Raw genomic sequence first — 22,141 nt, 5'->3', positions numbered from 1 at the left:
CTCCCGGGGCGCTGCTTGACAGCCCTTGTAATCCTTCTAAAGTCCCCCCGCTTTCTAACAGGACCCGGATTTCCGGGATTTATCATGGCAGTTACGACGCAAAGCAAGCTCTCCATCACCCTTCCCGACGGCAGCACGCGCAGCTACGACGGGCCGGTCACCGGTGGCGAGATCGCCGCTTCCATCGGGCCCGGGCTCGCCAAGGCGGCCCTGGCCGTGAAGGTCGACGGCGCGCTGCGCGACCTGTCGCGCCCCATCGAGCAGGACGCGGCGGTGGAGATCGTGACCGCCGGCCACGAGGACAGCCTGGAACTGCTGCGCCACGACTGCGCCCACGTGCTGGCCGAGGCGGTGCAGGAACTTTATCCCGGCACCCAGGTGACCTTCGGCCCGGCCATCGAGAACGGCTTCTACTACGATTTCGCCCGCGACGAGCCCTTCACGCCCGACGATCTGGTGGTCATCGAGAAGCGGATGCACGAGATCGTCGACCGCAACGAGGAGATCATCCGCGAGGTCTGGGACCGCGACGCGGCGATCCGGCACTTCGCGGAGATCGGCGAGAAGTACAAGGCCGAGCACATCGAAACCCTGGCGGACGACGCGGAAATCTCGATCTACCGCCAGGGCGACTGGCTGGACCTCTGCATCGGCCCGCATCTGCCCGCCACGGGCAAGCTGGGCCATGCCTTCAAGCTGACCAAGATCTCCGGCGCCTATTGGCGCGGCGACGCCCGCAACGAGCAGCTGCAGCGTATCTACGGCACCTGCTGGGAGACGGAAAAGCAGCTCAAGGCCTACCTCACCATGCTGGAGGAGGCCGAAAAGCGCGACCACCGGCGCCTGGGCCGGGAGATGAACCTCTTCCACATGCAGGAAGAGGCCGCCGGCTCGGTCTTCTGGCACCCCAAGGGCTGGAGCCTCTACCGCACGGTGGAGCGCTACATGCGCCAGCGCCTGGAGGCGGCCGGCTATGTCGAGGTGAAGACGCCGCAGCTTATCGACCGCTCGCTGTGGGAGGCCTCGGGCCACTGGGAGAAGTTCCACGAGCACATGTTCATCGCCGAGTCCGAGGAACGCTCCCTGGCGGTGAAGCCGATGAACTGCCCGGGCCACGTGCAGATCTTCAAGCAGGGCATCACCAGCTACCGCGACCTGCCGCTGCGCATGGCGGAATTCGGCTCCTGCCACCGCAACGAGCCTTCCGGCGCGCTGCACGGCATGATGCGGGTGCGCGCCTTCACCCAGGACGACGCCCACATCTTCTGCACGCCCGACCAGATCAACAGCGAGACGGTGATCTTCTGCGACCTGCTGCGCACGATCTACCGCGACTTCGGCTTCGACGAGCTGGTGGTGAAGTTCTCCGACCGCCCGGCGGTGCGCGCCGGCGACGACGCCACCTGGGACAAGGCCGAGCAGGCCCTGAAGGACGCGGTCGAGGAGGCCGGGCTGGACTACACCCTGAACCCCGGCGAGGGCGCCTTCTACGGCCCGAAGCTGGAGTTCGTGCTGCGCGACGCCATCGGCCGCGACTGGCAGTGCGGCACCTTCCAGGTCGATTTCGTGCTGCCCGAGCGCCTGGGCGCCAACTACATCGGCGAAGACGGCGGGAAGCACCGCCCGGTCATGCTGCACCGGGCGATCCTCGGCTCCTTCGAGCGCTTCCTGGCCATCCTCATCGAGCAGTACGCCGGGCGCTTCCCGCTCTGGTTGGCCCCGCAGCAGGCGGTGGTGGCGACCATCACCTCCGACGCCAACGACTATGCCGAAGAGGTGCGGGCCGCTTTCGCCGTGGCGGGCCTTCGCGTCGAGACGGATCTGCGCAACGAAAAAATCAACTATAAGGTGCGCGAACACTCGCTGGCCAAGGTGCCGGTCATCGCCGTGGTCGGGCGCCGCGAGGCCGAGGAAGGCAAGGTCGCCCTGCGCCGCCTGGGCAGCAAGGATCAAGAGGTCCTTGCGCTCGGCGAAGCAGTAGCTAGGATCAGGGAAGAAGCAGCAGTTCCGGGCGCAGAGCCGCCGCGGGGCCAATAGCTGTAGGTAAATTTGGTTGATGCAGCAGATTTCGGGGGGCGGTGAGCCGGGGCAAGCTCGGAAGCGCCCAGCCGGAGAGATGGGGAGGTCGCCGCTTTCGGCGGTGGGACCAGGGAAACGCCTGAATGGGACCCCCTGTAACGGGAATAAGGAGCTTAAGCGATAGCACGCCCACCCTTTGACGCCACGCCGTCCCGCGACGGACCGCGTGTGAACGACATGATCACGTCGCCCCAAGTACGCCTAGTCGACCAGGATGGAGAGCAGGTCGGCGTCGTTTCCGTCGCCGATGCGCTGCGCCGCGCCGAGGACGCCGGGCTGGACCTCATGGAGGTCTCGCCCAACGCCGATCCGCCGGTCTGCAAGATTCTCGACTACGGCCGCTTCCGCTACGAGGCCCAGAAGAAGAAGAACGAGGCCCGCAAAAAGCAGAAGGTCATCGAGGTCAAGGAGATCAAGATGCGCCCCAACATCGACACCCACGACTACGAGGTGAAGATGCGGGCCATCCACCGCTTCATCGACGAAGGCGACAAGGTCAAGGTGACCATGCGCTTCCGCGGCCGCGAGATGGTCCACCAGGACCTCGGCAAGCAGGTCCTCGACCGTGTCCGCGAGGAGATGGAAGAGAAGGCCAAGGTGGAGCAGTTCCCCAAGATCGAAGGCCGCCAGATGACCATGGTCATGGCGCCGCGTTAAGCGGCGCCCCCGGGCGGGCGGCCTCCCGGCGCCGCCCGTGGCAGCGGCCCGGAGACCCTGCGTTAACCATTTCCCCCGGCAGAGCCCCGAAACCCCAGGATTTCCGCGGGGTCCGGGCGCGTCTGAGTCCCTTGCAATCCCCCTTCCGGGGGGCTATAACCCCGCGTTCTCATAGTGAGCGGTCCGGCTAAAGGGCATGCCCAGCCGCTCCAACCGTCTGGTTTCGTTCAGAAAGGATGGAAAATGCCCAAGCTGAAGAATAAGTCCGGGGCCAAGAAGCGTTTCCGCTTCACCGCCACCGGCAAGGTCAAGTTCAAGCACTCGGGCAAGCGCCACATGATGCGCCGCCGCCCCCAGAAGATGATCCGCAGCACGCGCGCCATGAGCACCTTGAGCGATGCTGATGCCAAGATCGTCAAGCGCAACTTCCTGATTTACGCGAAGTAAGGGAGGCGACGACATGGCACGAGCAAAGCGGGGCGTAACCACTCACGCCCGTCACCAGAAGGTTATGAAGCGCGCCAAGGGCTACCGTGGCCGCGGCAAGAACGTCTATACCGTCGCGATCGAGCGGGTCGAGAAGGGCCTGCAGTACGCCTATCGCGACCGCCGCGTTAAGAAGCGCAACTTCCGCTCCCTGTGGATCCAGCGCATCAACGCCGGCGCCCGCCTTCACGGCCTCACCTACTCCCAGTTTATGAACGGCATCAAGCGGGCCGGCATCGAGCTCGACCGCAAGGTGTTGTCCGACCTGGCGGTGCGTGAGCCCGAAGCCTTTAAGTCCCTGGTGGAGCAGGCGAAGGCCGCCCAAGCGTAAGTTCTTGGGCCCTGAGCATTCCGGTAAACCAGTGACCCCCGTCCGCTAAGAGGCGCGCCCTATCGCAGCGGCGCGCCGGACGGGGCGGCAGAGGCGGATCAATGGAGAACCTCGAGGAACTGCAGAACAGCCTTCTGGATCGCGTGGCCGCGGCCGGTGATCTGGAAGCGCTGGAGTCTTTGCGCGTGGCCGCGCTGGGCAAGAAGGGCGAGGTGACCCAGCGCCTGAAGAGCCTGGGCGGCCTGTCGCCCGACGCGCGCAAGGAAGCCGGCCAGCAGCTGAACAAGGTCAAGGAAGCGGTCGCGCAGGCCCTGGAGGCGCGGCGGTCCGACCTGGAGGAGAGCGCCCTGGAGGCGCGCCTGGCCCAGGAAGCGGTGGACGTCACCCTGCCGGCGCGCCCGGCCGAGGCCGGCCGCATCCACCCGATCAGCCAGACCTTCGAGGAGCTGACGGCGATCTTCGGCGAGATGGGCTTCTCGGTCGCCGAGGGCCCGCACATCGAGGACGACTTCCACAACTTCACCGCCCTGAACATCCCCGAGGTGCATCCCGCGCGCCAGGAGATGGACACCTTCTACATGCAGCCGGCCGCCGACGGCTCCCGCAAGGTGCTGCGCACCCACACCTCGCCGGTGCAGATCCGCACCATGCTGTCGCAGAAGCCGCCGATCCGCATCATCGTGCCGGGCCGCACCTTCCGCGCCGACCACGATGCCACCCACTCGCCGATGTTCCATCAGGTCGAGGGTCTGGTGATCGACAAGGCGAGCCACATGGGCCACCTGAAGGGCACGCTGACGGCCTTCTGCCGCGCCTTCTTCGGCGTCGACGACCTGCCGCTGCGCTTCCGGCCCAGCTACTTCCCCTTCACCGAGCCCTCGGCCGAGGTCGACATCGGCTGCTCGCGCGAGGGCGGCGAGCTGAAGATCGGCCCGGGCAAGGACTGGCTGGAGATCCTCGGCTGCGGCATGGTCCACCCCAAGGTGCTGGCCAACTGCGGCATCGACCCGGAGGAGTACCAGGGCTTCGCCTTCGGCATGGGGATCGAGCGCATCGCCATGCTGAAGTACGGCTTCCCGGACCTGCGCATCTTCTTCGAGTCCGACCTGCGCTGGCTGAAGCACTACGGCTTCGTGCCGCTGGAGATCCCCTCGATGGTGAGGGGGATGTAGCGTCATGAAGTTCACGCTGAGCTGGCTGAAAGACCACCTGGAGACCGGGGCTTCCCTGAAGGAGATCACCGACAAGCTGTCGATGATCGGCCTGGAGGTCGAGGGCGTGGAGGACCGCGCCGAGACCCTGAAGCCCTTCACCGTGGCCTACGTGAAGGAGGCGCGCCCGCACCCCAACGCCGACCGCCTGCGCGTCTGCGTCGTCGACACCGGCACGGAGGAGGTGCAGGTGGTCTGCGGCGCGCCCAACGCGCGCACGGGCATGAAGGGCGTCTTCGCCCCCGTCGGCAGCTACGTGCCGGGCATCGACCTGACCCTGAAGGCCGGCAAGATCCGCGGCGAGGCCTCCAACGGCATGCTGGTCTCCGAACGCGAGATGGGCCTTTCCGACGAGCACGAGGGCATCATCGACCTGCCCGAGGACGCGCCGCTCGGCGCGCCCTTCGCCGAGGTCGCCGGCCTCAACGACCCGGTCATCGAGATCGCCATCACGCCGAACCGCGGCGACTGCCTGGGCGTGCGCGGCGTCGCCCGCGACCTGGTGGCCGCCGGTCTCGGCAGCCTGAAGCCCTTCGACAGCACGCGCCAGCCGGGCGGCTTCGAGAGCCCCATCAAGTGGCGGCGCGACCTGCCGGCCGACCGCCAGGAGGCCTGTCCCTTCGTCGCCGGGCGCTACTTCCGCGGCGTGAAGAACGGCCCCAGCCCGAAGTGGATGCAGGACCGCCTGCGCGCCATCGGCCTGCGCCCCATCTCGGCGCTGGTCGACATCACCAACTACGTCACCTACGACCTGGGCCGGCCGCTGCACGTCTTCGACGCCGACAAGGTGAAGGGCGACGTGGTCATGCGCTTCGCCCAGCCGGGCGCCGAGATCCTGGCCCTGGACGGCGACACCTACACCCTGGACGCCGAGATGGTGGCCATCCACGACGACAACGGGCCCGAAGGCATCGGCGGCGTCATGGGCGGCGAGCTGTCGGGCTGCCAGGCGGACACCACCAACGTCTTCCTTGAGGTCGCGCTCTTCGACCCGGACATGGTGGCCCGGACGGGGCGCAAGCTCGGCATCCATTCCGACGCCCGCTTCCGCTTCGAGCGCGGCCTGGACCCGCAGTCGGCGGTCTGGGGCGTGGACGTGGCCACCCGCCTGATCCTGGAGCTCTGCGGCGGCGAGGCCAGCGAGGTGGTCAGCGCCGGTGAGATTCCGCCGGAGACGCGGCGCGTCACCCTGCGCCCGGCCCGCGTTGCGGAGCTGGGCGGCATGGAGGTCGCCCCGGCGCGCCAGGCGGAGATCCTGGAGCGCCTGGGCTTTGAGGTGGCGCAGGAAAACGGCGCGATCGCCGCGGTGCCGCCGAGCTGGCGCCCCGACGTGGAGTCCGAGGCCTGCCTGGTCGAGGAAGTCATGCGCATCCACGGCTACGACGACATTCCCGAGGTCGAGCTGCCGCGCGACAGCTACCTGCCGCGCGCGGTGCTGACCGCGGCGCAGCGCCGCGTCTCGGCGGCGCGCACGGCGCTGGTCTGGCGCGGCATGTTGGAGGGGGTGACCTTCTCCTTCGTCTCCTCCAAGGAGGCCGCGCTCTTCGGCGGCGGCGCAGAGGCCCTGCGCCTGGCCAACCCGATTTCCGCCGACCTGGACGTCATGCGGCCGACGCCGCTGGCCAATCTCGCCACCGCCGCCGTGCGCAACGCCGACCGCGGCTACGGCGACCTGGCGCTCTTCGAGGTCGGCCCGCAGTACGTCGACGACACGCCGGAAGGCCAGCTGACCGTGGCCGCCGGGCTGCGCGCCGGCGAGTTCCAGCCGCGCCACTGGGCCGGCGGGGCCCGGGCGGCCGACGTCTTCGACGCCAAGGGCGACGCCGAGGCGGTGCTGGGCGCCTGCGAGGCGCCGGTGGAGAACCTGCAGGTCACCCGCGACGCGCCGGGCTGGTACCACCCCGGGCGCTCCGGCGTGCTGCGCCTCGGCCCCAAGGTGCTGGCCCAGTTCGGCGAGTTGCACCCGCGGGTGCTGAAGGCGCTGGACCTGAAGGGCCCGGCGGTGGCCTTCGAGGTCTTCCTCGACGCCATTCCGCTGCCGCGCGCCGGCAAGCAGAAGCGCAGCCTGCTGGAGCTTTCGCCCTTCCAGCCGGTGTCGCGCGACTTCGCCTTCCTGGTCGACGAGGAGGTGCCGGCGGAGAAGGTGCTGCGCGCCGCGCGCGGTGCCGACAAGGCGCTGATCGCCGGGGTGTCGCTGTTTGACGTCTACCAGGGCAAGGGCGTGGAGCCGGGCAAGAAGTCGCTGGCCATCGCCGTCACGCTGCAGCCGCGCGAGGCGACGCTGACGGATCAGGAGATCGAGGCGGTGGCGGAGAAGGTGGTGGCCCAGGTCACCAAGGCCACGGGCGGCACCCTGAGAGGCTGAGGGGCAGGGGCTGAAAGGCCGGGCTGCGGGTCCGGCGAAGGTGCAGCGCGCCGGCTGGCCGCCGGCGGCTATCGGCCATCAAAGACAAGTCATCTGCGACCCCTGAATAGCCCCTCGGTGAGGCGGCTGCGGGGCGGGTTTTCCGCTGTTCAGCGGGCCAGGCGGTACTCGCTGTCCGTGCAGCGGGCCCAAAGCTCGTCGGCCTTGCGGGCCCGCTCAACCAGTTCCTTGGCTAGCTTGATATTGCCGGCGGCTTCCGCCCGCGCGGCCAGCGCCCAAGTCATCGCGGCATATTCGCGTGCCTCGGCTTCGCTGATTCTCCGGTCCATAATGAATTTTCCCTGCCCATCAACGGGATACGGCGACACTGGCCAGGGTCGGTCGAGTGTGGTTAACGAAAGGTTAAGAACCGTTTACCTGTGGTATTTCCGCACTTCGAGTTGCAAGGATGCAACAGTCGGCTGGGCCGCCGGTGGACCCCAGGGCGCGCGAACCGGGGGCGCGCGAAGCGTGTGCGCGCGACGCGGGACGGGCGGAATGGAAGCGGGACAAAGAAAAGGCCCGGTCCTTTGTGGACCGGGCCGGGCTTTGATCTCGTGGCCTTGTCGGGGCGCTGCCTTGCGATTGACCTGCCGCTTGGGCGCCGCCGCGACCGTATCGGGAGCTACTGCCTCAGGTGCTGTACCACTGCATGCAAATGCGCGGGCCCTGATGTGCCTTGTTGCTCGCCTTGGTCTGGCGAATCGTCTTGTTGATGAAGGCTTCCAGTTCCCGGATGTGATGCTCCGGCACGCCGTGGCGGATCAGGTAGGCGCGGGACTTGCGGGCGTTCTTGTCGTAGGTCGCGAAGTCCTTCTTACCCATCGCCTCGTAAGCCTTCACCATGCAGTAGTTCTGCTGGTACCAGCGGGCCTCGTTACGCGCCGCTGCTGCGGGGGACGTGGTCGCCGCGAACACAGCGCCTGCAATCGCAATACAGGCTGCCAGGCGAAGTCCGCCACCCACGGACGTGAAAAAACTTCCCATGAAACCTCTCCGCATCGTTCGTCCTCAGTGTACTGAGGCCTGCGATTCTCCGTGCCCCGCGTTGAGATTCAGTGAAGAATCGAGACAATGCACCCCAAATCTTCGGGTAGATTAACAAAAATGCCCGGATACTCAAAGCTGAAGAAAGCGCGGCTTTCCGGAGCGGGGCGTCAGAATTCGCGTGGTGGAACTGGCGGGGGGCTGCCAATGCAACTCCACACCCCGCTCTGCAAGAAAATCTTCCGCTGCCTGACGCGCCTCCGCGTGGGTCCTGGCCGTGCCCTGCCCGAAGCGTACGCCGCCCTGCGCGCCCTCGGCCGGCCGGCTGTCCTCGTAGCGGTAGGTCACCGTCCAGCGGAACAGCCGCTCCCCCCGCTCGTGGGTAAAATTCGACTTCTCGCGCCACGGCTCGATCAGGATATTGTGGCTCTTCACCTGGGTCCTCCCCCTAACACTAGTGGTTGAGGGCTAACATGCTGCTTTGCAGAGGGTGTGTGACGACTTCGAGACAAATTCGGGCGGCGCCGGCCCGGCAGGGGGGCGACGGGAAGCGTTGATTAGCGGGGCGGCGCACCCTATCTTCCTGCGCGCCGAAACCATTCCGGCCCCGGGGCGAAATCTCCGGGACCCGTATTCCCGAGGCAGTCCGCAAGCCAGCATGACCGATCTTTCCCATATCCGTAATTTCGCGATCATCGCCCATATCGACCACGGCAAATCGACCCTGGCCGACCGGCTGATCCAGCTCTGCGGCGGGCTCAGCGACCGCGAGATGAAGGAGCAGGTGCTCGACTCGATGGAGCTGGAGCGCGAGCGCGGTATCACCATCAAGGCCCAGACCGTGCGCCTCAGCTTCACCGCCCAGGACGGCGAGACCTACGAGCTGAACCTCATCGACACCCCGGGCCACGTGGACTTCTCCTACGAGGTCAGCCGCTCGCTGGCGGCCTGCGAGGGCTCGCTGCTGCTGGTCGACGCCTCCCAGGGGGTCGAGGCGCAGACCCTGGCCAATGTCTACCTGGCCATCGACAACGACCACGAGATCATCCCGGTCCTCAACAAGGTCGACCTGCCGGCGGCCGAGCCCGAGCGGGTGAAGGAGCAGATCGAGGAGGTTATCGGCATCGACGCCTCCGACGCCCTGGAAATCTCCGCCAAGACCGGCAAGGGCGTGGCCGAGGTGCTGGAGGCCCTGGTCAAGCGCCTGCCGCCGCCCAAAGGCGACGCCGCGGCGCCCCTGAAGGCCATGCTGGTGGATAGCTGGTACGACAGCTACCTGGGCGTCATCGCCCTGGTGCGGGTCATCGACGGCAAGCTGACCCCCGGCATGAAGATCCGCATGATGGGCAGCGGCGCCACCCACCTGGTGGACAAGGTCGGCGCCTTCACGCCCAAGATGGTGAACCTGAAGGAACTGGGCCCCGGCGAGCTGGGCTTCATCAACGCCTCCATCAAGTCGGTGGCCGACTGCAACGTCGGCGACACCATCACCGACGAGCGCCGCCTGGCCGACAAGCCGCTGCCCGGCTTCAAGCCCTCGGTGCCGGTGGTCTTCTGCGGCCTCTTTCCGGTCGACGCCGCCGACTACGAGGACCTGCGCGACTCCCTGTCGAAGCTGGCGCTCAACGACTCCTCCTTCCAGTACGAGGCGGAGAGCAGCGCGGCGCTGGGCTTCGGCTTCCGCTGCGGCTTCCTGGGCCTGCTGCACCTGGAAATCGTGCAGGAGCGCCTGGAGCGCGAGTTCGATCTCGACCTCGTCACCACCGCCCCCTCGGTGGTCTACAAGATCCACATGACCAACGGCCAGATGATCGAGCTGCACAACCCGGCGGACATGCCCGACGTGGTGAAGATCGATCACATCGAGGAGCCCTGGATCAAGGCGACCATCCTGGTGCCGGACGAATTCCTCGGACCGATACTGAAGCTCTGCGAGGATCGCCGCGGCGAACAGGTCGACCTGACCTATGCCGGTTCGCGCGCCATGCTGGTCTACCGCCTGCCGCTCAATGAAGTGGTCTTCGATTTCTACGACCGCCTGAAGTCGGTCTCGCGCGGCTATGCCAGCTTCGATTACCAGATCGAGGAGTACCGCGAGAGCGAGCTGGTGAAGGTCTCGATCCTGGTGAACCAGGAGCCGGTGGACTCCCTGGCCATCATCGTGCACCGCGGCCAGGCGGAAACGCGCGGGCGCATGCTCTGCGAGCGCCTGAAGGACCTGATCCCGCGCCAGCTCTTCAAGATCGCGATCCAGGCGGCCATCGGCGGCAAGGTTATCGCCCGCGAGACCATCTCGGCGCTGCGCAAGGACGTCACCGCCAAGTGCTACGGCGGCGACGTCAGCCGCAAGCGCAAGCTGCTGGAAAAGCAGAAGGCGGGCAAGAAGCGCATGCGCAATATCGGCAATGTGGAAATTCCGCAGTCGGCCTTCCTGGCGGCGCTGAAGATGAGCGATAACTAGGCCGCGCTTCGCGCGCTGCCTCGGTTTGGACCGCTCAGCGCTTGCCGCTGAAACGCCGCTGCGTGCGTCCGCCGCCCCAGCGCCGGAACAGCAGCAGGAAGACGACGCCCGGCACGACAAAGACCGCCACCGCCGGCCACAGCAGCACGGGCGCGAAGACGTTGTCCCAGAGGTCGACGGAGATGTTGCGCTCGATGCCGGCTTGCAGGGTATTCAGGGTAAAGCCGCCGAGGGCCTGGTCGATCTCGTACCAGCGCTGGCCAAGCACGGCGAAGCCCCAGGTGCCGTTGTCGAGGGACGAGACGGCGTCCCAGCCCAGCAGCACCAGGGCGCAGAACAGCAAAAACCAGCCGATGACGCGGCCAACGATCATCCAGTCCCCCATTCCGGCCGCCGCGCCGGCCGGAACGGCCCGGATTTTTTGCCCCAGCGCTGGTTGCGGGAGGTTCCGGGTTTGGCTCCGACGGCCGCAGGCGGCCCCGAAAGACGCAATAGTAGCAGCCGCGGGGCGCCTCGGCCAACCTCCGGGCGAGACTGCGCCGCCTCGCAAGCTCTTGAAGCGGAGGGGCGATGGCCCCGCGACCCGGGAGGGAGAGAGCCCGGGGACCGGCCGGGTCGGGGCCGGAAGGCGTTGCATCGGGGCCCGGCCTCGGCTAGTTTCCCGCCCGCGCCCCCCTTGGGAGGTTCGGCGCGGGCCCGGATCACCCCTGATTCAGGATTGTGAAACCCGGTTCCGCTAAGACCTAACGGGAAAGCAGGGGACCGCGCCCGAGGAGAGGTGGCCGAGTGGCTTAAGGCGCACGCCTGGACCGCGTGGGGGCGGGAACCCCCCCCGTGGGTCCGAATCCCCCCCTCTCCGCCATACCAAAAGACCCCCGGCAGCGCCGGGGGTCTTTTGGTATGGGAAAGCGGGGTGTGGTGGACGGATCCTGGTTCGTGCCGGCGTCAGCAAGACGCCGGCGACGCCGAACACAGTGAGGCGCCCGTCAGGGCGGCGGTCAGCAGACCGCCGTCAAACCCACCCTCTCCGCCACTTCCAGGAAAAGCCCCGCCGGTTGCCGGGAGGGTTCGAACCCTCAACCCTTAAGCTGCGCGCGGAGCTCGCGGGGTTCGAATCCCACCCTCTCCGCCAGCCTTCGCTCTTCGAGCTTCGGCTGGCCTGCCCCTCAATAAAGACTGCGCGGGAAGAAGGCGAAGAGGAAGTCCTGGACCAGCTGCCAGGTGCTGCGCGTGGGCTGGTGGCGCAGCGTGGTGTCGCCGGCGATCCAGAGGACCTCGTCTTCCTCGCCGTACTTGCCGGGCTCGCCCAGTTCCAGGCGCCAGGCATTCTCCGGGCGCATGTCCACCTCCATGACGGCGGCGAGCTTCTCGGCCAGCGCCGGGCTCTCGACGATGACGCCCATCTCGCTGTTGATGCGCCATGACCTGGGGTCGAAGTTCATCGACCCGATGAAGACGTACCAGCGGTCGACCACCACGGCCTTCACGTGCAGGCCCATGAACTCCCCCTCGACCGGCGGTGTGTCGGCGAGGCGGACCTTGGTGGCGGCGTCCGAGCGCGTCTCGTAGAGCTCGACGCCGGCGCGCAGCAGGTTGTCGCGCCAGATCCGGTAATGGCTGTTCACCGCCGGCACATCGTGGGAAGCCAGCGAGTTGGTCAGGACGCGGTAGCGCACGCCGCGCTTCACCTCGCCGCCGATCCAGTCGACCACCTTGCCGTTGGGAATGATGTAGGCGTTGGTGATAATGACCTCGTTCTCGGCCTTCTCCAGCAGCCCCCGGATCGCCTGCGGCATCAGGTGTTCGACGCCGTCGTCCACCGGGTTGTCGGTAAAGACCCGGCTGCGCCCGCCCGCCATGCCGGCGGCCAGGGCGTCGAGCAGGTCCCGCCAGGTCTGGGGCTCGATCCTGAATTCGGAAAGCAAGGGGTTGCCGGCGAGCCGCCGGTTGATCGCCTGATAGCCCTTCTGCAGTTCCTCGGGCGTTACCTCGACGCCGATCGCGCCGGCGGAGGCCACCAGCCGGCTGTTCCAGAAGCGGTCGAAGACCTCCGAGGACTGGCGGGCGACGGGGCCGATGCCGATGGTGTCCAGGTCGCGGAAATTGAAGGCCGGAGAGAGACCCATGTACTCGTTGCCAAGGTTGCGCCCGCCGATGACGGCGGCGCGGTTGTCCGCGATCATCAGCTTGTTGTGCATGCGCTGGTTGGCGCGCTCGAAGTTCATCACCGTATCCAGCAGGCGGCCGCCGAAGCTGCGCGAGCGCCAGGGATTGAACAGCCGGACCTCGATGTTGGGGTGGGCGTCGACAACCGCGGCGGCGGCGTCGCGCAGCCTGGGCTCGGTGGCGTTCGCCAGCATGGTGGTGAGGTCGTCGACAAGGATGCGCACTTTGACGCCGCGGTCCGCCGCCAGGATGATCCGCTTCATCAGCAGCGCCCCGGTCTCGTCGCCCCACCAGACGTAGTACTGCAGGTCGAGAGAGTGTTCCGCCGAATCGATCAGCGCCAGGCGCCAGCGCAGGCCCTCGGTATTGCTGTTCAGCAGTTCAAAGCCCGACTCCTCCGGCCCCAGGCGGGCCTGCAGCCGCGCCTCGATGTCGGCCAGGGGGCCGCCGGGCTGCGGCGCCAGCGCGTGCTCGGGCGCGGCCCGGGGCAGATCCCGCGGCAATTCGCTCGCACAGGCCGCCAGCAACAGGGCCGGCGCCAGGGCTGTGAGGGTACGTATCATGGCCGGCTTCTTAACTGCATAGGCTGTTTCCGGACGACTTTCCCAACAGAGGCCAGTCTAGCCTGCCTGCGTAGCCAGTCATCCGGTTTCGCACCTGCCCGGCGCGGTCCGGTGCCCTGTGCCCGGCTCCATGGACAAGGCAGACGGGGGTAGGCAACAATCGGCCCGGGCCAAGTCAGCGGAGCCGGCGATGAGCGAAGTGAACCCAAAGGTCGAAGCCTTCTTCACCAAGGCGAAGAAGTGGCGCGAAGAGCTGGAGGCGCTGAGGGCGATCCTTCTCGACTGCCCGGTCACCGAAGAGTTCAAGTGGCGCTCGCCCTGCTACACCTTCCAGCAAGGCAACGTGGCCACCATCTGGGGACTGAAGGAAGGCTGCGTGCTTTCCTTCTTCAAGGGGGTCCTGCTGAAGGACACCGAGGGACTCCTCGTCGCGCCCGGGGAAAACTCGCGCTCGGTGCGCATAATCAGGTTCACCAGCGTCCCGGAAATCGCCGAGAAGGAAGCCGTCCTGAAGGCCTATATCCAGGAAGCCATCGAGGTGGAGAAAGCCGGCCTGAAGGTGGACTTCAGGAAGGACGATCTCGTGTTCCCCGAAGAGCTCACGGTCAGGCTGGATGAAGACCCGGACCTGAAGAGGGCTTTCGAGGCCCTGACGCCGGGCCGGCGAAGAGGATACATCCTCTACTTCTCTCAGCCCAAGCAGTCCAAGACCAGGGCGTCGAGGATCGAGAAATGCGCGCCGAGAATCCTGGACGGCAAGGGATTGCACGATCGGTGAAACCGACCGGCGATCAGGAATTCCGGCACTGCGGCAGGCGGCGCCCTGCAGAGTGCCGTCGGACTCTCATCCCGGCCCTTTCGCTTATGCCGGGACCAGCTCCGCCGGGATCAGGCCGCGCAGGGAGTTGCCGAGGAAGACCGCCTCTGCGGCGCGCAGCTCGTCCAGGCGGAGACGCCGCTCCTCGGCGGCGCCGGTCTCCAGCAGCTCCTCTCGCAGAACGCCGGGCAGCAGGCCGCAGGCCAGCGGCGGCGTGACGAGCTTTCCTTCCAGGCGCGCGAAGACATTGGTGATGGTGCCCTCGCAGACCTCGCCCTCCTGATTGAGGAAGATCACCTCGTCGATCCCCGACGGCAGGGCCGCCCGGGTGTCGTCGTAGAGCCGGCGCTGGGTGGTCTTCACCGCCAGCCAGGGATCCTCGGCGGCGAGACGTTCGGGGCTGACCGTCCCGTGCCACTGCGCCGGGGCCTCTCCCAAGGGGGCCGCCGTGACCTCGACCTGTCCCTGCCGGTCGAGGGTGAGGCGGCAGCGCAGGGCGGGCGCCGGGGCCGCCTGGACCGCACCGCTGAGCGCCGCCTCGCAGGCCGCGCGGTCGAAGGCGAAGCGCAGGCGGGCGCAGGTCCGCCCGGCCCGGGCCAGATGCCGCGCCAGGCGGCAGAAGCCCTCACCGGGTTCCCACCGCAGCGTCTCGATGACCTTCAGGCCGGCCGGGGCAAGTTCGTATAGCGGGCTTTCCACAAGGCCTCCTCGTATTCGGCCGGGCCGGTGCTGTCGTAGACCACGCCGCCGCCGACGTTCAAGGTCACCGCGCCGTCGTCGAAGATCGAGAGGGTGCGGATCGCCACGTTGAAGGCGGCGCTGCCGTCCGGCCCCGCCCAGCCGATCGCGCCACAATAGGCATCGCGCGCCTGCGGCTCCAGCTCGCGCAGGATCTCCATGGCCCGCACCTTGGGCGCGCCGGTGACCGAGCCGCAGGGAAAGAGCGCGTACAACAGCTCCGGCAGGCCGATGCCGTCGCGCAGCCGGGCGCGCACCAGCGAGGTCATCTGGTGCACCGTGGCGTAGTCCTCGACGGTGAAGAGTTCCGGCACCTCGACGCTGCCGATGCGCGCCACCCGTCCGATGTCGTTGCGCAGCAGGTCGACGATCATCAGATTTTCGGCACGGTTCTTGGGGTCGCTGCGCAGGAAGTCGGCCAGCGCGCGATCCTCTTCCGGGCTGGCGCCGCGCGGCGTGGTGCCCTTCATGGGGCGGGTCTCGATCACCCCCTCGGCGTCGACCCGGAAGAACAGCTCCGGCGAGCGCGACAGCAGCAGCGGGCCTTCGCCCAGGGCCACCACGGCGCCGTGGCGCACCGGTTGCAGTCGGCTGAGGGCGGCGTAGAGGCCCAGCGGCGGTCCCTCGTAGCGCGCGCTCATGGGAAAGGTGAGGTTGGCCTGGTAGATGTCGCCGGCGGCGATATAGGCCTCCACCCGGTCGAAGGCGGCCAGGTAGTCGGTCTCGGACCAGTCGGGCCGCGGCGCCGAGAGGCGCGCGGCGGCTTCGTCGCGCCGGGCCGCGGCGAGCAGCTTCTGCGCCGCTTCCTCATCGGGGCCGTCGAAGACGCCGAAACAGATGAGCGGCAGGCGGCGGCCTTGCGGCAGCAGCGGCGCCAGCTTGGGCTCCAGCAGGTAGCCCAGTTCGTAGCTGCAGGCGCCGGCCAGCCAAAGGCCGTTGTCGCGGGCCTGGCGCAGCGCCGCCAGGGCGGCGGGGACCTCTTCGGCGGACCAGGCGACAATTAGCCGCCGTGGCTCGGCGAAGAGCGCGGGGCGGCCTGTCGGGCCGGCATCGAAAAGGACGAAACGCTGTGGCACGGCACCTTATCTCCGGCAGAGCCGGCTCTGGCAACCGGTGAATCGGCCCGGATTCCGGACCATTCGGGAAGGATCCTACAGTAGTACGCCGGGCGCGCCGGGGCGATCCTGGCGGCGACCCGGAATGGCGCAGACCTGCCATGCGCGGGCCCTGCGCCGCTTGCCCGGCGCCCGGGGCGGGCCTAACTTTACGAGGCCGCAACTTTATTGGCTGGACCTGCCTCATGACCCTACGCCACGGCCGGGAATACCTGGCGATCCCCGGTCCCACCAATGTGCCCGACGCGGTGCTGAACGCCATGCACCGCCCGGCCGTCGAGATCTACACCGGTCCGCTGCTGGAGATCACCAGCAGCTGCCTGGAGGATCTGAAGCGCCTCTTCGGCACCACCACGGGCCGCAGCTACATCTACGCCGCCAACGGCCACGGCGCCTGGGAAGCGGCGCTGACCAACACCCTGTCGCGCGGCGACAAGGTGCTGGTGCTGGGCAGCGGCCGCTTCGCCACCCTGTGGGGCGACATGGCCGCCTTCATCGGCATCGAGATCGAGGAGCTGTCCTTCGGCTTCCGCAACGCCGTCGACCCGGCCGCCGTCGAGGCGCGCCTCAAGGCCGACAGCGCCGGGGAGATCAAGGCCATCCTCATGGTCCAGGTCGACACCGCCTCCAGCGTCATGAACGACGTGGCCGCGGTCGGCCGCGCCATCCGGGCCTCCGGCCACGGGGCCCTCTTCATGGTCGACGCCATCGCCTCGCTGGCCACCATGCCCTTCGAGATGGAGGCCTGGGGCGTCGACGTCGCGGTCACCGGCTCCCAGAAGGGCCTGATGTGTCCGCCGGGCCTGGGCTTCAACGCGGCGGGCCCGCGCGCCCTGGCGGCGCACCGCAGCGCCGGGCTGCGCACGGCCTATTGGGACTGGACCAAGCGCGAAGGGCCGCTGCACTACGAGAAGTACTGCGGCACCCCGCCCGAACATCTGCTCTTCGGCCTGCGCCAGGCCATCGACATGCTGTTCGAGGAAGGCCTGGAGGCGGTCTTCGAACGCCACCGCCTGCTGGGCGAGGCGACGCGCCGTGCCGTCGCGGTCTGGGCCGAAGGCGGCGTGCTGGCCTTCAACGTGCTGGACCCGGCGGCGCGCAGCAGTTCGGTCACCACCGTGCGCAGCGAGGGCATCGATCCCCAGCTGCTGCGCGACTACTGCAACGACACCTTCGGGGTGATGCTGGGCGAGGGCATCGGGGAGCTTAACGGCAAGGGAATCCGCATCGCCCACATGGGCCACGTCAGCGGCGCGATGATGCTGGGTACCCTGGGGTCCATTGAAACCTCCCTCGGCGCGCTGGGCCGCGCCCGCGGGAAGGGCGGGGACCGGGCGCCCGCCGCCTCCCTGGCCGAACCCCTGCCGGCGCCGGCCGCCGCCGCCAAGACCGACCTGCGCAACGCCGGGACCTGAGACCGGGACCTGGAGGCCGGGACGTGGAGGCGGGGCCTACCAGCTGCCGCCGCCGCCGCCACCGCCGCCACCGCCCGAGGAGCCGCCGCCCGAGGAGCCGCTGGAGCCGCCGCTGCTGCTGGGCCGCGTCGAGGCGGTGCTCAGCGTGCTGCTGAGCCCCGCGGCCAGGCCGCTGGTCGCGCGGGAGATGTCGGAGAGGCTGCCGCGGTCGCGCGTGTGGTACCAGCGCCGCTGGCGCTGTACCGCCGCTTCCCGGGCCGCCGCGCTGGCGCTGGCGGTGAAGCGCGCGGTCCACTCCTTCTCCACATCCAGCGCCATGGCGTAGGGCAGGTGGTACTCGAAGAGTTCCACCGTCATCTCCGGCTCGGCGGTCAGCATGTTGAGGCGGTCCTTCTCGGCCACCGTGAGGTAGAGCAGGTAGCCCTCGATCTGGTCCAGCAGGTCGCGGCCCAGGCGCGTCGGCGCCTTCAGCAGGAACCAGAACAGCGTCAGGTTGGCGAGATGGGCGATGACCAGCAGTGCCAGCGGCAGCCCGAAGGTGTCGTAGGTGAAGTAGAGGGCGGCGAGGCCGGGCACCATGAAGGGGATGATGAACAACAGCATGATGACCGCGCCCCAGGACAGCTTCGTCTCGCCGCGCAGCACCGCGGCCAGGTCCCAGACGATCTGCCGGGCGATGAGCACCACCGGGATGGAGAAGACGATGCCGAAGAGGCCGCCCAGGCCGATGAAGGGCAGCAGGTCGAGGTTACCGGCCCGGATCAGCAGGCCGCCGACCGCGCTGGCCACCGCCAGCAGCACGCCCAGGAACCAGAACCCCATGTTGTGACGGAAGTAGACCTTGTCGTACTCGCGGCGCAGCACATCGCCGATGCGCTTGACCGCCGAGCCGATGGCCTCCGTGTACTTGGGCCTGATGACCGTGCTCTCCTGGTCGCCGGGAAACATCGCCTCCATGACCGCCGCCTCGCCCGGCGGCAGCTTCTCGGCTGACGCTTTCCCGGGCTCGCGGGTCACGGTGTACTTGCTGCCCTTTTCGTCGATGGTCAGCAGCCCCTTGATGGCGAGGCTGGTGAGGGCGACGGTGAAAGCCTTGGTATTGCCGAAGGAGCTGCCCTGGGTGGCGGCCCAGATGTAGCCGGTGGCCGCCGGCGACAGATCCTCGGGCGCCTCGAACAGCGGGATGATCACGCCGGCCTCCGGGTCGCGGCCGACGCGGCGCCATTGGATCAGGAAGTAGAAGAAGACGACGACGAGGCCCAGGAAGGCGACCAGCGGGCCCAGGTTGTCGGCGACGGCGCGGCCCAGCTTCTCCCCGAAGCTCGGCTCCTTCACGTAGCCCTTGGGGAAGGCCACTGCGATGGTCAGCCCCTCGCCGGGCTGGAGGCTGCGGGTCGTGGCGAAATAGACCGAGCCGTCGGCCTGCACGCTCTCGATGTAGTCCTTGCCGTCTTCGCCGGCATAGCCGGTATAGCCGGCGGTCTCCCGGGCGACGGCACCCGGCGGCAGGTGGATGGTGGCCTCGGCGTGGTCGATCGGATGAGCCCAGTCGTTGCCGGTGACGTCCCAGTAGATCTCGTCGCGGGCGCTGTGGAAGAACAGTTGCCGGCTGGTGCGGTAGGTGATGCGGTAGTGGTGCAGGCCTGCGGGCAGCAGCAGGTTCTCGCGCCCGATGCGCAGGCGCACCCCGGCGGGCCCCTCGATAAGGACGTAGGGCTCCATCCCGCCGTCGCGGGACACCTTTTGCACCTCGAAGCCGACCGTGTCGCGCAGCCCCAGGAAGCCGCTGTAGGTGGTGGGGAAGTCGCGGTAGATGCCGTGCTTCCTGCTGCCCGGCGTGACCAGGAAGTCGATTTCCTCGGTCACCAGGAAATCGCCACTCTCTTCGATCACGATGTCGGCGGCGAAACGCGGGATACGGTCGGGGTCGGTGTCCTGGGCGCTGGCGGGCGGCGCCAGGCAGGCGAGCAGCAGACCCAGGAGCAAGCCCAGGGGCAGGCCGGGGAGAGAAAGGTGCCGTGTGAGGCGCATGAGGGATCTCCAGGTGAGCGCGGCTACCAGCTGCCGCCGCCGCCACCGCCGCCGCCGCCGCCCGAGGAGCCGCCGCCGGACGACGAGCTGCTGCTGGGCGGGGACGCGGCGCTGGATAGCGTGCGGCTGAGCCCGCTCGCCAGGGCGGGAGCCATGCCGGTGAAACTGCGGGGGCCGGACCTGGAGCGGTACCAGTTGCGGCCGCTTTCGGCGGCCTGCTGAACCGCGGCGCTGGCGTTCTCGGTGAAGCGGCGGGTCCACTGCTCCTCGACGCCCAGGGCCATGGCGTAGGGCAGGTGGTGCTCGAAGAGGTCCAGGGTCATCTCCGGCTCGGCGGTCAGCAGGTTCATCTGGCTGGCTTCGGCGACGGAGAGGTAGAGGCGGTAGCCCTCGATCTCGTCGCGCAGGTCGCGGCCCAGGTGGGTCGGCGCCTTCATGAGGAACCAGAACAGTACGACGAGGAAGATGTAGAGGCCCACCAGCAGCGCCATCAGCAGGCCGAACTCCTGGAAGATCAGGTAGACCCCGCCCAGGGCCGGCACAAAGAAGGGCAGGATGAAGATGCTGCCGAAGATGGTGCCGGCCAGGTTCCTGGTGTCGCCGCTCAGGGCCTGCGCCCACAGCGGTGACAGCTTGTAGGCGATCAGCGCGGCGGGCGTTGTGAAGCCACCGATGAAGATGATGCCGAAGGCAACCATGAAGAGGAACTCGATATCGCCGAACTGCAGGGTCAGCGCCGCGGCGATGCCCAGCAGGGCGAGCACCACGCCGCCCAGCCAGTGCCAGGTGTTGTGCTTGAAGTAGACCTTGGCGTGCTCGCGCTTCAGGGCCGCCATCACCTTGTCGGCAGCGGTTTCGATCTTGGCGTCGTAGGCGCGCTCGATCTCCACCTTCTCGTTGCCCAGCGGGAAGAGCCGCGAGAGGGCGGCCGCCTCGCCGCCCGGCAGGCGGGCGGGCGTCTCCCCCTCGGCCCGGGGCCGGCCTTCCAGGACGTAGGTCTTGTCGTCCTCTTCGATGGTCAGCCGTCCCTTGATGGCCAGGCTGGTCAGCGCGACGGTGAAGGCCTGGGCGGTCGGCAGGGTGGTGCCGCGGCAGCGCGCCCAGACGTAGCCCGTGCCCGCCGGGGAGAGGCCGCGCGGCGCTTCGAAACGCGGTACGATGACGCCGGCGTCGGGGTCGCGGCCGACGGCGCGCCATTGCAGGTAGAAGAAGGCGAAGACCACCAGCAGGCCGACAGCGCCGACCAGCAGGCCCAGGTTGTCGTGCAGGCCGGCGGCCAGGCGCTCGCCGCTGCCCGGCTGCGGCACGAAGCCCTTGGGGAAGGCGACGACGATGGTCAGGCCCTCGCCGGGCTCCAGCGTCCGCGTTGTGGCGAAGGTGACCGCGCCGCCGTCGCTGCGCCCGACCGTGGCTTCCGCGCCGTCTTCGCCCAGGTAGCCGGTGAAGACGGCGGTGTCGACGACCGGCGCACCGGCCGGCAAATGAACCGTCGCCTCGGAGCGGTCGATGGGATGGGCCCAGTCGTTGCCGGTGACGTTCCAGTAGACCTCGTCGGACTCCGCGTTGAAGAACAGCTGGCGGCTGGTGCGGTAGGTCAGGCTGTAGCGGTGGATGCCTTCGCCGATCAGCACGTCGGCGGCGCCGATGCGTATGCGTATGCCCGCGCCGGCCTGCTGCAGGAGATAGGGCTCCGCCCGGCCATTGCGCGTGACCTCCAGCAGCTCGAAGCCGACCCGCGTGTTGAGGCCCAGGGCGTCGCGGTAGGTGGTGGGGAAGTCGCGGTAGATGCCGTGCTTCTCGCTGCCGGGCATGACCAGGAAGTCGATCTCCTCGGTGACCGTCAGGTCGCCGTTGTCCTGGACCACGATGGTGGCGGCGAAGCGCGGGATGCGGTCGTTGTCCTCCTGCGCGGCGGCCGGTGCGGCCAGGACGAAGAGGGCGAGCAGCGCGACGAGCGCGCGCCGCAGGCAGAGGCCGGTCATGTCCCGCCCTCCCCGAAGCGGACCTCCGGCAGCACGCGGTCGGCGGCGCTGTCCACTTCATAGTACTCGGCCTCCACGAAGCCGAAACGCTGGGCGATGAGGTTGCTCGGGAAGGACCCGATCAGGGTGTTGAGGTTGCGCACCGAGCCGTTGTAGTAGCGCCGGGCCATCTGGATATGGTTCTCGATGTCGCTCAGCTCTTCCTGCAGGGCCAGGTAGTTGTTACTGGCCTTCAGGTCGGGATAGTTCTCGGCCACGGCGAAGAGATGCCCCAGGGCGCCGCCCAGGCGCGTCTCCACCGCGGCGCGGGCGCCGGCCGGGGCGTTCTCGGCGGCCAGGGCCTGGCCGCGCAGCTGGGTGAGCTCTTCCAGGGTGCGGCGCTCGTGGCTGGTATAGGCCTTCACCGTCTCCACCAGGTTGGGGATCAGGTTAGAGCGCCGCTTCAGCTGGACGTCGATGCCGCTCCAGCCTTCCTCGGTCTGCTGCTTGCGGGCGACCAGGCGGTTGTAGATCAGCACTGCCCAGATCAGCAGCAGCAGGGCGAGCCCGACGAGGGCGCCGATTACGGTTCCAAGTGACATCGGGATCTCCCACCCCTGAAATGAACGCATGGCGGTGCGGGCAAGCGCCCGCGGACCGGCCTTTGTCGATCGTCGCCTCCCGTTGGTCGCCGCGGCAGCGGGGAAGGTTCAATCATG

The 22,141-nt window shown here is 68.2% G+C and carries 19 protein-coding genes and 1 tRNA gene; 10 read left to right on the top strand and 10 right to left on the bottom strand.

Going from position 1 to position 22,141, the window contains the following annotated elements; translation table 11 throughout:
• Positions 1–84: 84 nt before the first annotated feature.
• The 6 genes from thrS (at position 85) to pheT (ending at position 7,129) form a co-directional block, all read left to right on the top strand.
• Positions 85–2,037 carry a threonine--tRNA ligase gene (gene thrS / locus H7X47_RS12010; RefSeq protein ID WP_193368896.1) on the top strand — a complete coding sequence of 651 codons (1,953 nt, stop codon included), beginning with the start codon at positions 85–87 and terminating at the stop codon, positions 2,035–2,037.
• 210 nt (positions 2,038–2,247) lie between these two features.
• Positions 2,248–2,736 (top strand): translation initiation factor IF-3, encoded by a 489-nt coding sequence (gene infC, locus H7X47_RS12005; RefSeq protein ID WP_322096476.1) that lies wholly within the window; start codon positions 2,248–2,250, stop codon positions 2,734–2,736.
• Positions 2,737–2,979: 243 nt separating this feature from the next.
• Complete coding sequence (rpmI, locus tag H7X47_RS12000) at positions 2,980–3,183, top strand: 50S ribosomal protein L35 (RefSeq protein WP_193368895.1); 204 nt, start codon at positions 2,980–2,982, stop codon at positions 3,181–3,183.
• A 13-nt stretch (positions 3,184–3,196) separates the two neighbouring features.
• Positions 3,197–3,553 (top strand): 50S ribosomal protein L20, encoded by a 357-nt coding sequence (rplT, locus tag H7X47_RS11995; RefSeq protein ID WP_193368894.1) that lies wholly within the window; start codon positions 3,197–3,199, stop codon positions 3,551–3,553.
• A 101-nt stretch (positions 3,554–3,654) separates the two neighbouring features.
• The gene (gene pheS / locus H7X47_RS11990) at positions 3,655–4,725 is read left to right on the top strand and encodes a phenylalanine--tRNA ligase subunit alpha (protein ID WP_193368893.1); all 1,071 of its coding nucleotides are present in this window, start codon (positions 3,655–3,657) and stop codon (positions 4,723–4,725) included.
• 4 nt (positions 4,726–4,729) lie between these two features.
• Positions 4,730–7,129: a phenylalanine--tRNA ligase subunit beta gene (pheT, locus tag H7X47_RS11985; protein WP_193368892.1), complete on the top strand. Its 2,400-nt coding sequence runs from the start codon at positions 4,730–4,732 to the stop codon at positions 7,127–7,129.
• 149 nt (positions 7,130–7,278) lie between these two features.
• Here the strand turns inward: pheT and H7X47_RS11980 are convergent, their stop codons facing one another.
• The 3 genes from H7X47_RS11980 to H7X47_RS11970 all read right to left on the bottom strand — a co-directional run bounded on the left by H7X47_RS11980 (position 7,279) and on the right by H7X47_RS11970 (position 8,590).
• Positions 7,279–7,458, bottom strand: coding sequence for a hypothetical protein (locus H7X47_RS11980; RefSeq protein WP_193368891.1), 180 nt, complete (start codon positions 7,456–7,458; stop codon positions 7,279–7,281).
• Between the two features lie 343 nt (positions 7,459–7,801).
• Positions 7,802–8,086 (bottom strand): hypothetical protein, encoded by a 285-nt coding sequence (locus H7X47_RS11975; RefSeq protein WP_193368890.1) that lies wholly within the window; start codon positions 8,084–8,086, stop codon positions 7,802–7,804.
• 201 nt (positions 8,087–8,287) lie between these two features.
• Positions 8,288–8,590: a hypothetical protein gene (locus H7X47_RS11970; protein WP_193368889.1), complete on the bottom strand. Its 303-nt coding sequence runs from the start codon at positions 8,588–8,590 to the stop codon at positions 8,288–8,290.
• Positions 8,591–8,813: 223 nt separating this feature from the next.
• Between H7X47_RS11970 and lepA the strand changes: the two genes are divergently transcribed.
• Positions 8,814–10,616, top strand: coding sequence for a translation elongation factor 4 (lepA, locus tag H7X47_RS11965; RefSeq protein ID WP_193368888.1), 1,803 nt, complete (start codon positions 8,814–8,816; stop codon positions 10,614–10,616).
• A gap of 34 nt (positions 10,617–10,650) precedes the next feature.
• Here lepA and H7X47_RS11960 read toward each other — a convergent pair whose 3' ends face one another.
• Entirely contained in the window at positions 10,651–10,989 is a 339-nt protein-coding gene (locus H7X47_RS11960; protein WP_193368887.1) for a hypothetical protein, read from the bottom strand.
• A 399-nt stretch (positions 10,990–11,388) separates the two neighbouring features.
• Here H7X47_RS11960 and H7X47_RS11955 point away from each other — a divergent pair.
• Positions 11,389–11,478 (top strand) — tRNA-Ser (locus H7X47_RS11955).
• A gap of 304 nt (positions 11,479–11,782) precedes the next feature.
• On the opposite strand, the gene H7X47_RS11950 is transcribed toward H7X47_RS11955, so the two are convergent.
• Positions 11,783–13,345: a phospholipase D-like domain-containing protein gene (locus H7X47_RS11950; RefSeq protein WP_193368886.1), complete on the bottom strand. Its 1,563-nt coding sequence runs from the start codon at positions 13,343–13,345 to the stop codon at positions 11,783–11,785.
• A gap of 190 nt (positions 13,346–13,535) precedes the next feature.
• Between H7X47_RS11950 and H7X47_RS11945 the strand changes: the two genes are divergently transcribed.
• A complete protein-coding gene (locus H7X47_RS11945; protein WP_193368885.1) occupies positions 13,536–14,123 on the top strand; it encodes a YdeI/OmpD-associated family protein in 588 nt (195 codons plus the stop codon).
• 84 nt (positions 14,124–14,207) lie between these two features.
• Here H7X47_RS11945 and H7X47_RS11940 read toward each other — a convergent pair whose 3' ends face one another.
• Positions 14,208–14,861 carry an aminotransferase class IV family protein gene (locus tag H7X47_RS11940; protein WP_193368884.1) on the bottom strand — a complete coding sequence of 218 codons (654 nt, stop codon included), beginning with the start codon at positions 14,859–14,861 and terminating at the stop codon, positions 14,208–14,210.
• Positions 14,822–15,976: an aminodeoxychorismate synthase component I gene (locus H7X47_RS11935; protein ID WP_193368883.1), complete on the bottom strand. Its 1,155-nt coding sequence runs from the start codon at positions 15,974–15,976 to the stop codon at positions 14,822–14,824. Before H7X47_RS11935 ends, H7X47_RS11940 begins: the two co-directional genes overlap by 40 nt.
• A 224-nt stretch (positions 15,977–16,200) precedes the next feature.
• On the opposite strand from H7X47_RS11935, the gene H7X47_RS11930 reads away from it, so the two are divergent.
• Positions 16,201–17,430: a pyridoxal-phosphate-dependent aminotransferase family protein gene (locus H7X47_RS11930; protein ID WP_193368882.1), complete on the top strand. Its 1,230-nt coding sequence runs from the start codon at positions 16,201–16,203 to the stop codon at positions 17,428–17,430.
• A 36-nt stretch (positions 17,431–17,466) separates the two neighbouring features.
• Here the strand turns inward: H7X47_RS11930 and H7X47_RS11925 are convergent, their stop codons facing one another.
• The 3 genes from H7X47_RS11925 to H7X47_RS11915 are packed head-to-tail and all read right to left on the bottom strand — an operon-like array spanning position 17,467 to position 22,024.
• Entirely contained in the window at positions 17,467–19,461 is a 1,995-nt protein-coding gene (locus tag H7X47_RS11925) for a DUF2207 domain-containing protein (RefSeq protein ID WP_193368881.1), read from the bottom strand.
• Between the two features lie 23 nt (positions 19,462–19,484).
• The gene (locus H7X47_RS11920; protein ID WP_193368880.1) at positions 19,485–21,443 is read right to left on the bottom strand and encodes a DUF2207 domain-containing protein; all 1,959 of its coding nucleotides are present in this window, start codon (positions 21,441–21,443) and stop codon (positions 19,485–19,487) included.
• Positions 21,440–22,024, bottom strand: a complete 585-nt coding sequence (locus H7X47_RS11915; RefSeq protein ID WP_193368879.1) for a LemA family protein — start codon at positions 22,022–22,024, stop codon at positions 21,440–21,442. The genes H7X47_RS11920 and H7X47_RS11915 overlap by 4 nt, the downstream gene beginning before the upstream one ends.
• Between the last annotated feature and the right edge of the window lie 117 nt (positions 22,025–22,141).

Origin of the sequence: Pelagibius marinus (assembly GCF_014925385.1) — a bacterium.
Lineage (GTDB): Bacteria > Pseudomonadota > Alphaproteobacteria > Kiloniellales > Kiloniellaceae > Pelagibius > Pelagibius marinus.
This window is presented reverse-complemented; position numbering and strand designations above follow the sequence as displayed.

Bases quoted from the DNA above. Each gene is read 5' to 3' on its own strand.
- rplT (WP_193368894.1), top strand. From the start codon at position 3,197: ATGGCACGAGCAAAGCGGGGCGTAACCACTCACGCCCGTCACCAGAAG.
- H7X47_RS11950 (WP_193368886.1), bottom strand. From the start codon at position 13,345: ATGATACGTACCCTCACAGCCCTGGCGCCGGCCCTGTTGCTGGCGGCC.
- H7X47_RS11930 (WP_193368882.1), top strand. From the start codon at position 16,201: ATGACCCTACGCCACGGCCGGGAATACCTGGCGATCCCCGGTCCCACC.
- H7X47_RS11945 (WP_193368885.1), top strand. From the start codon at position 13,536: ATGAGCGAAGTGAACCCAAAGGTCGAAGCCTTCTTCACCAAGGCGAAG.
- thrS (WP_193368896.1), top strand. From the start codon at position 85: ATGGCAGTTACGACGCAAAGCAAGCTCTCCATCACCCTTCCCGACGGC.
- H7X47_RS11925 (WP_193368881.1), bottom strand. From the start codon at position 19,461: ATGCGCCTCACACGGCACCTTTCTCTCCCCGGCCTGCCCCTGGGCTTG.
- pheT (WP_193368892.1), top strand. From the start codon at position 4,730: ATGAAGTTCACGCTGAGCTGGCTGAAAGACCACCTGGAGACCGGGGCT.
- H7X47_RS11960 (WP_193368887.1), bottom strand. From the start codon at position 10,989: ATGATCGTTGGCCGCGTCATCGGCTGGTTTTTGCTGTTCTGCGCCCTG.
- rpmI (WP_193368895.1), top strand. From the start codon at position 2,980: ATGCCCAAGCTGAAGAATAAGTCCGGGGCCAAGAAGCGTTTCCGCTTC.
- lepA (WP_193368888.1), top strand. From the start codon at position 8,814: ATGACCGATCTTTCCCATATCCGTAATTTCGCGATCATCGCCCATATC.
- H7X47_RS11980 (WP_193368891.1), bottom strand. From the start codon at position 7,458: ATGGACCGGAGAATCAGCGAAGCCGAGGCACGCGAATATGCCGCGATG.
- H7X47_RS11915 (WP_193368879.1), bottom strand. From the start codon at position 22,024: ATGTCACTTGGAACCGTAATCGGCGCCCTCGTCGGGCTCGCCCTGCTG.
- H7X47_RS11920 (WP_193368880.1), bottom strand. From the start codon at position 21,443: ATGACCGGCCTCTGCCTGCGGCGCGCGCTCGTCGCGCTGCTCGCCCTC.
- pheS (WP_193368893.1), top strand. From the start codon at position 3,655: ATGGAGAACCTCGAGGAACTGCAGAACAGCCTTCTGGATCGCGTGGCC.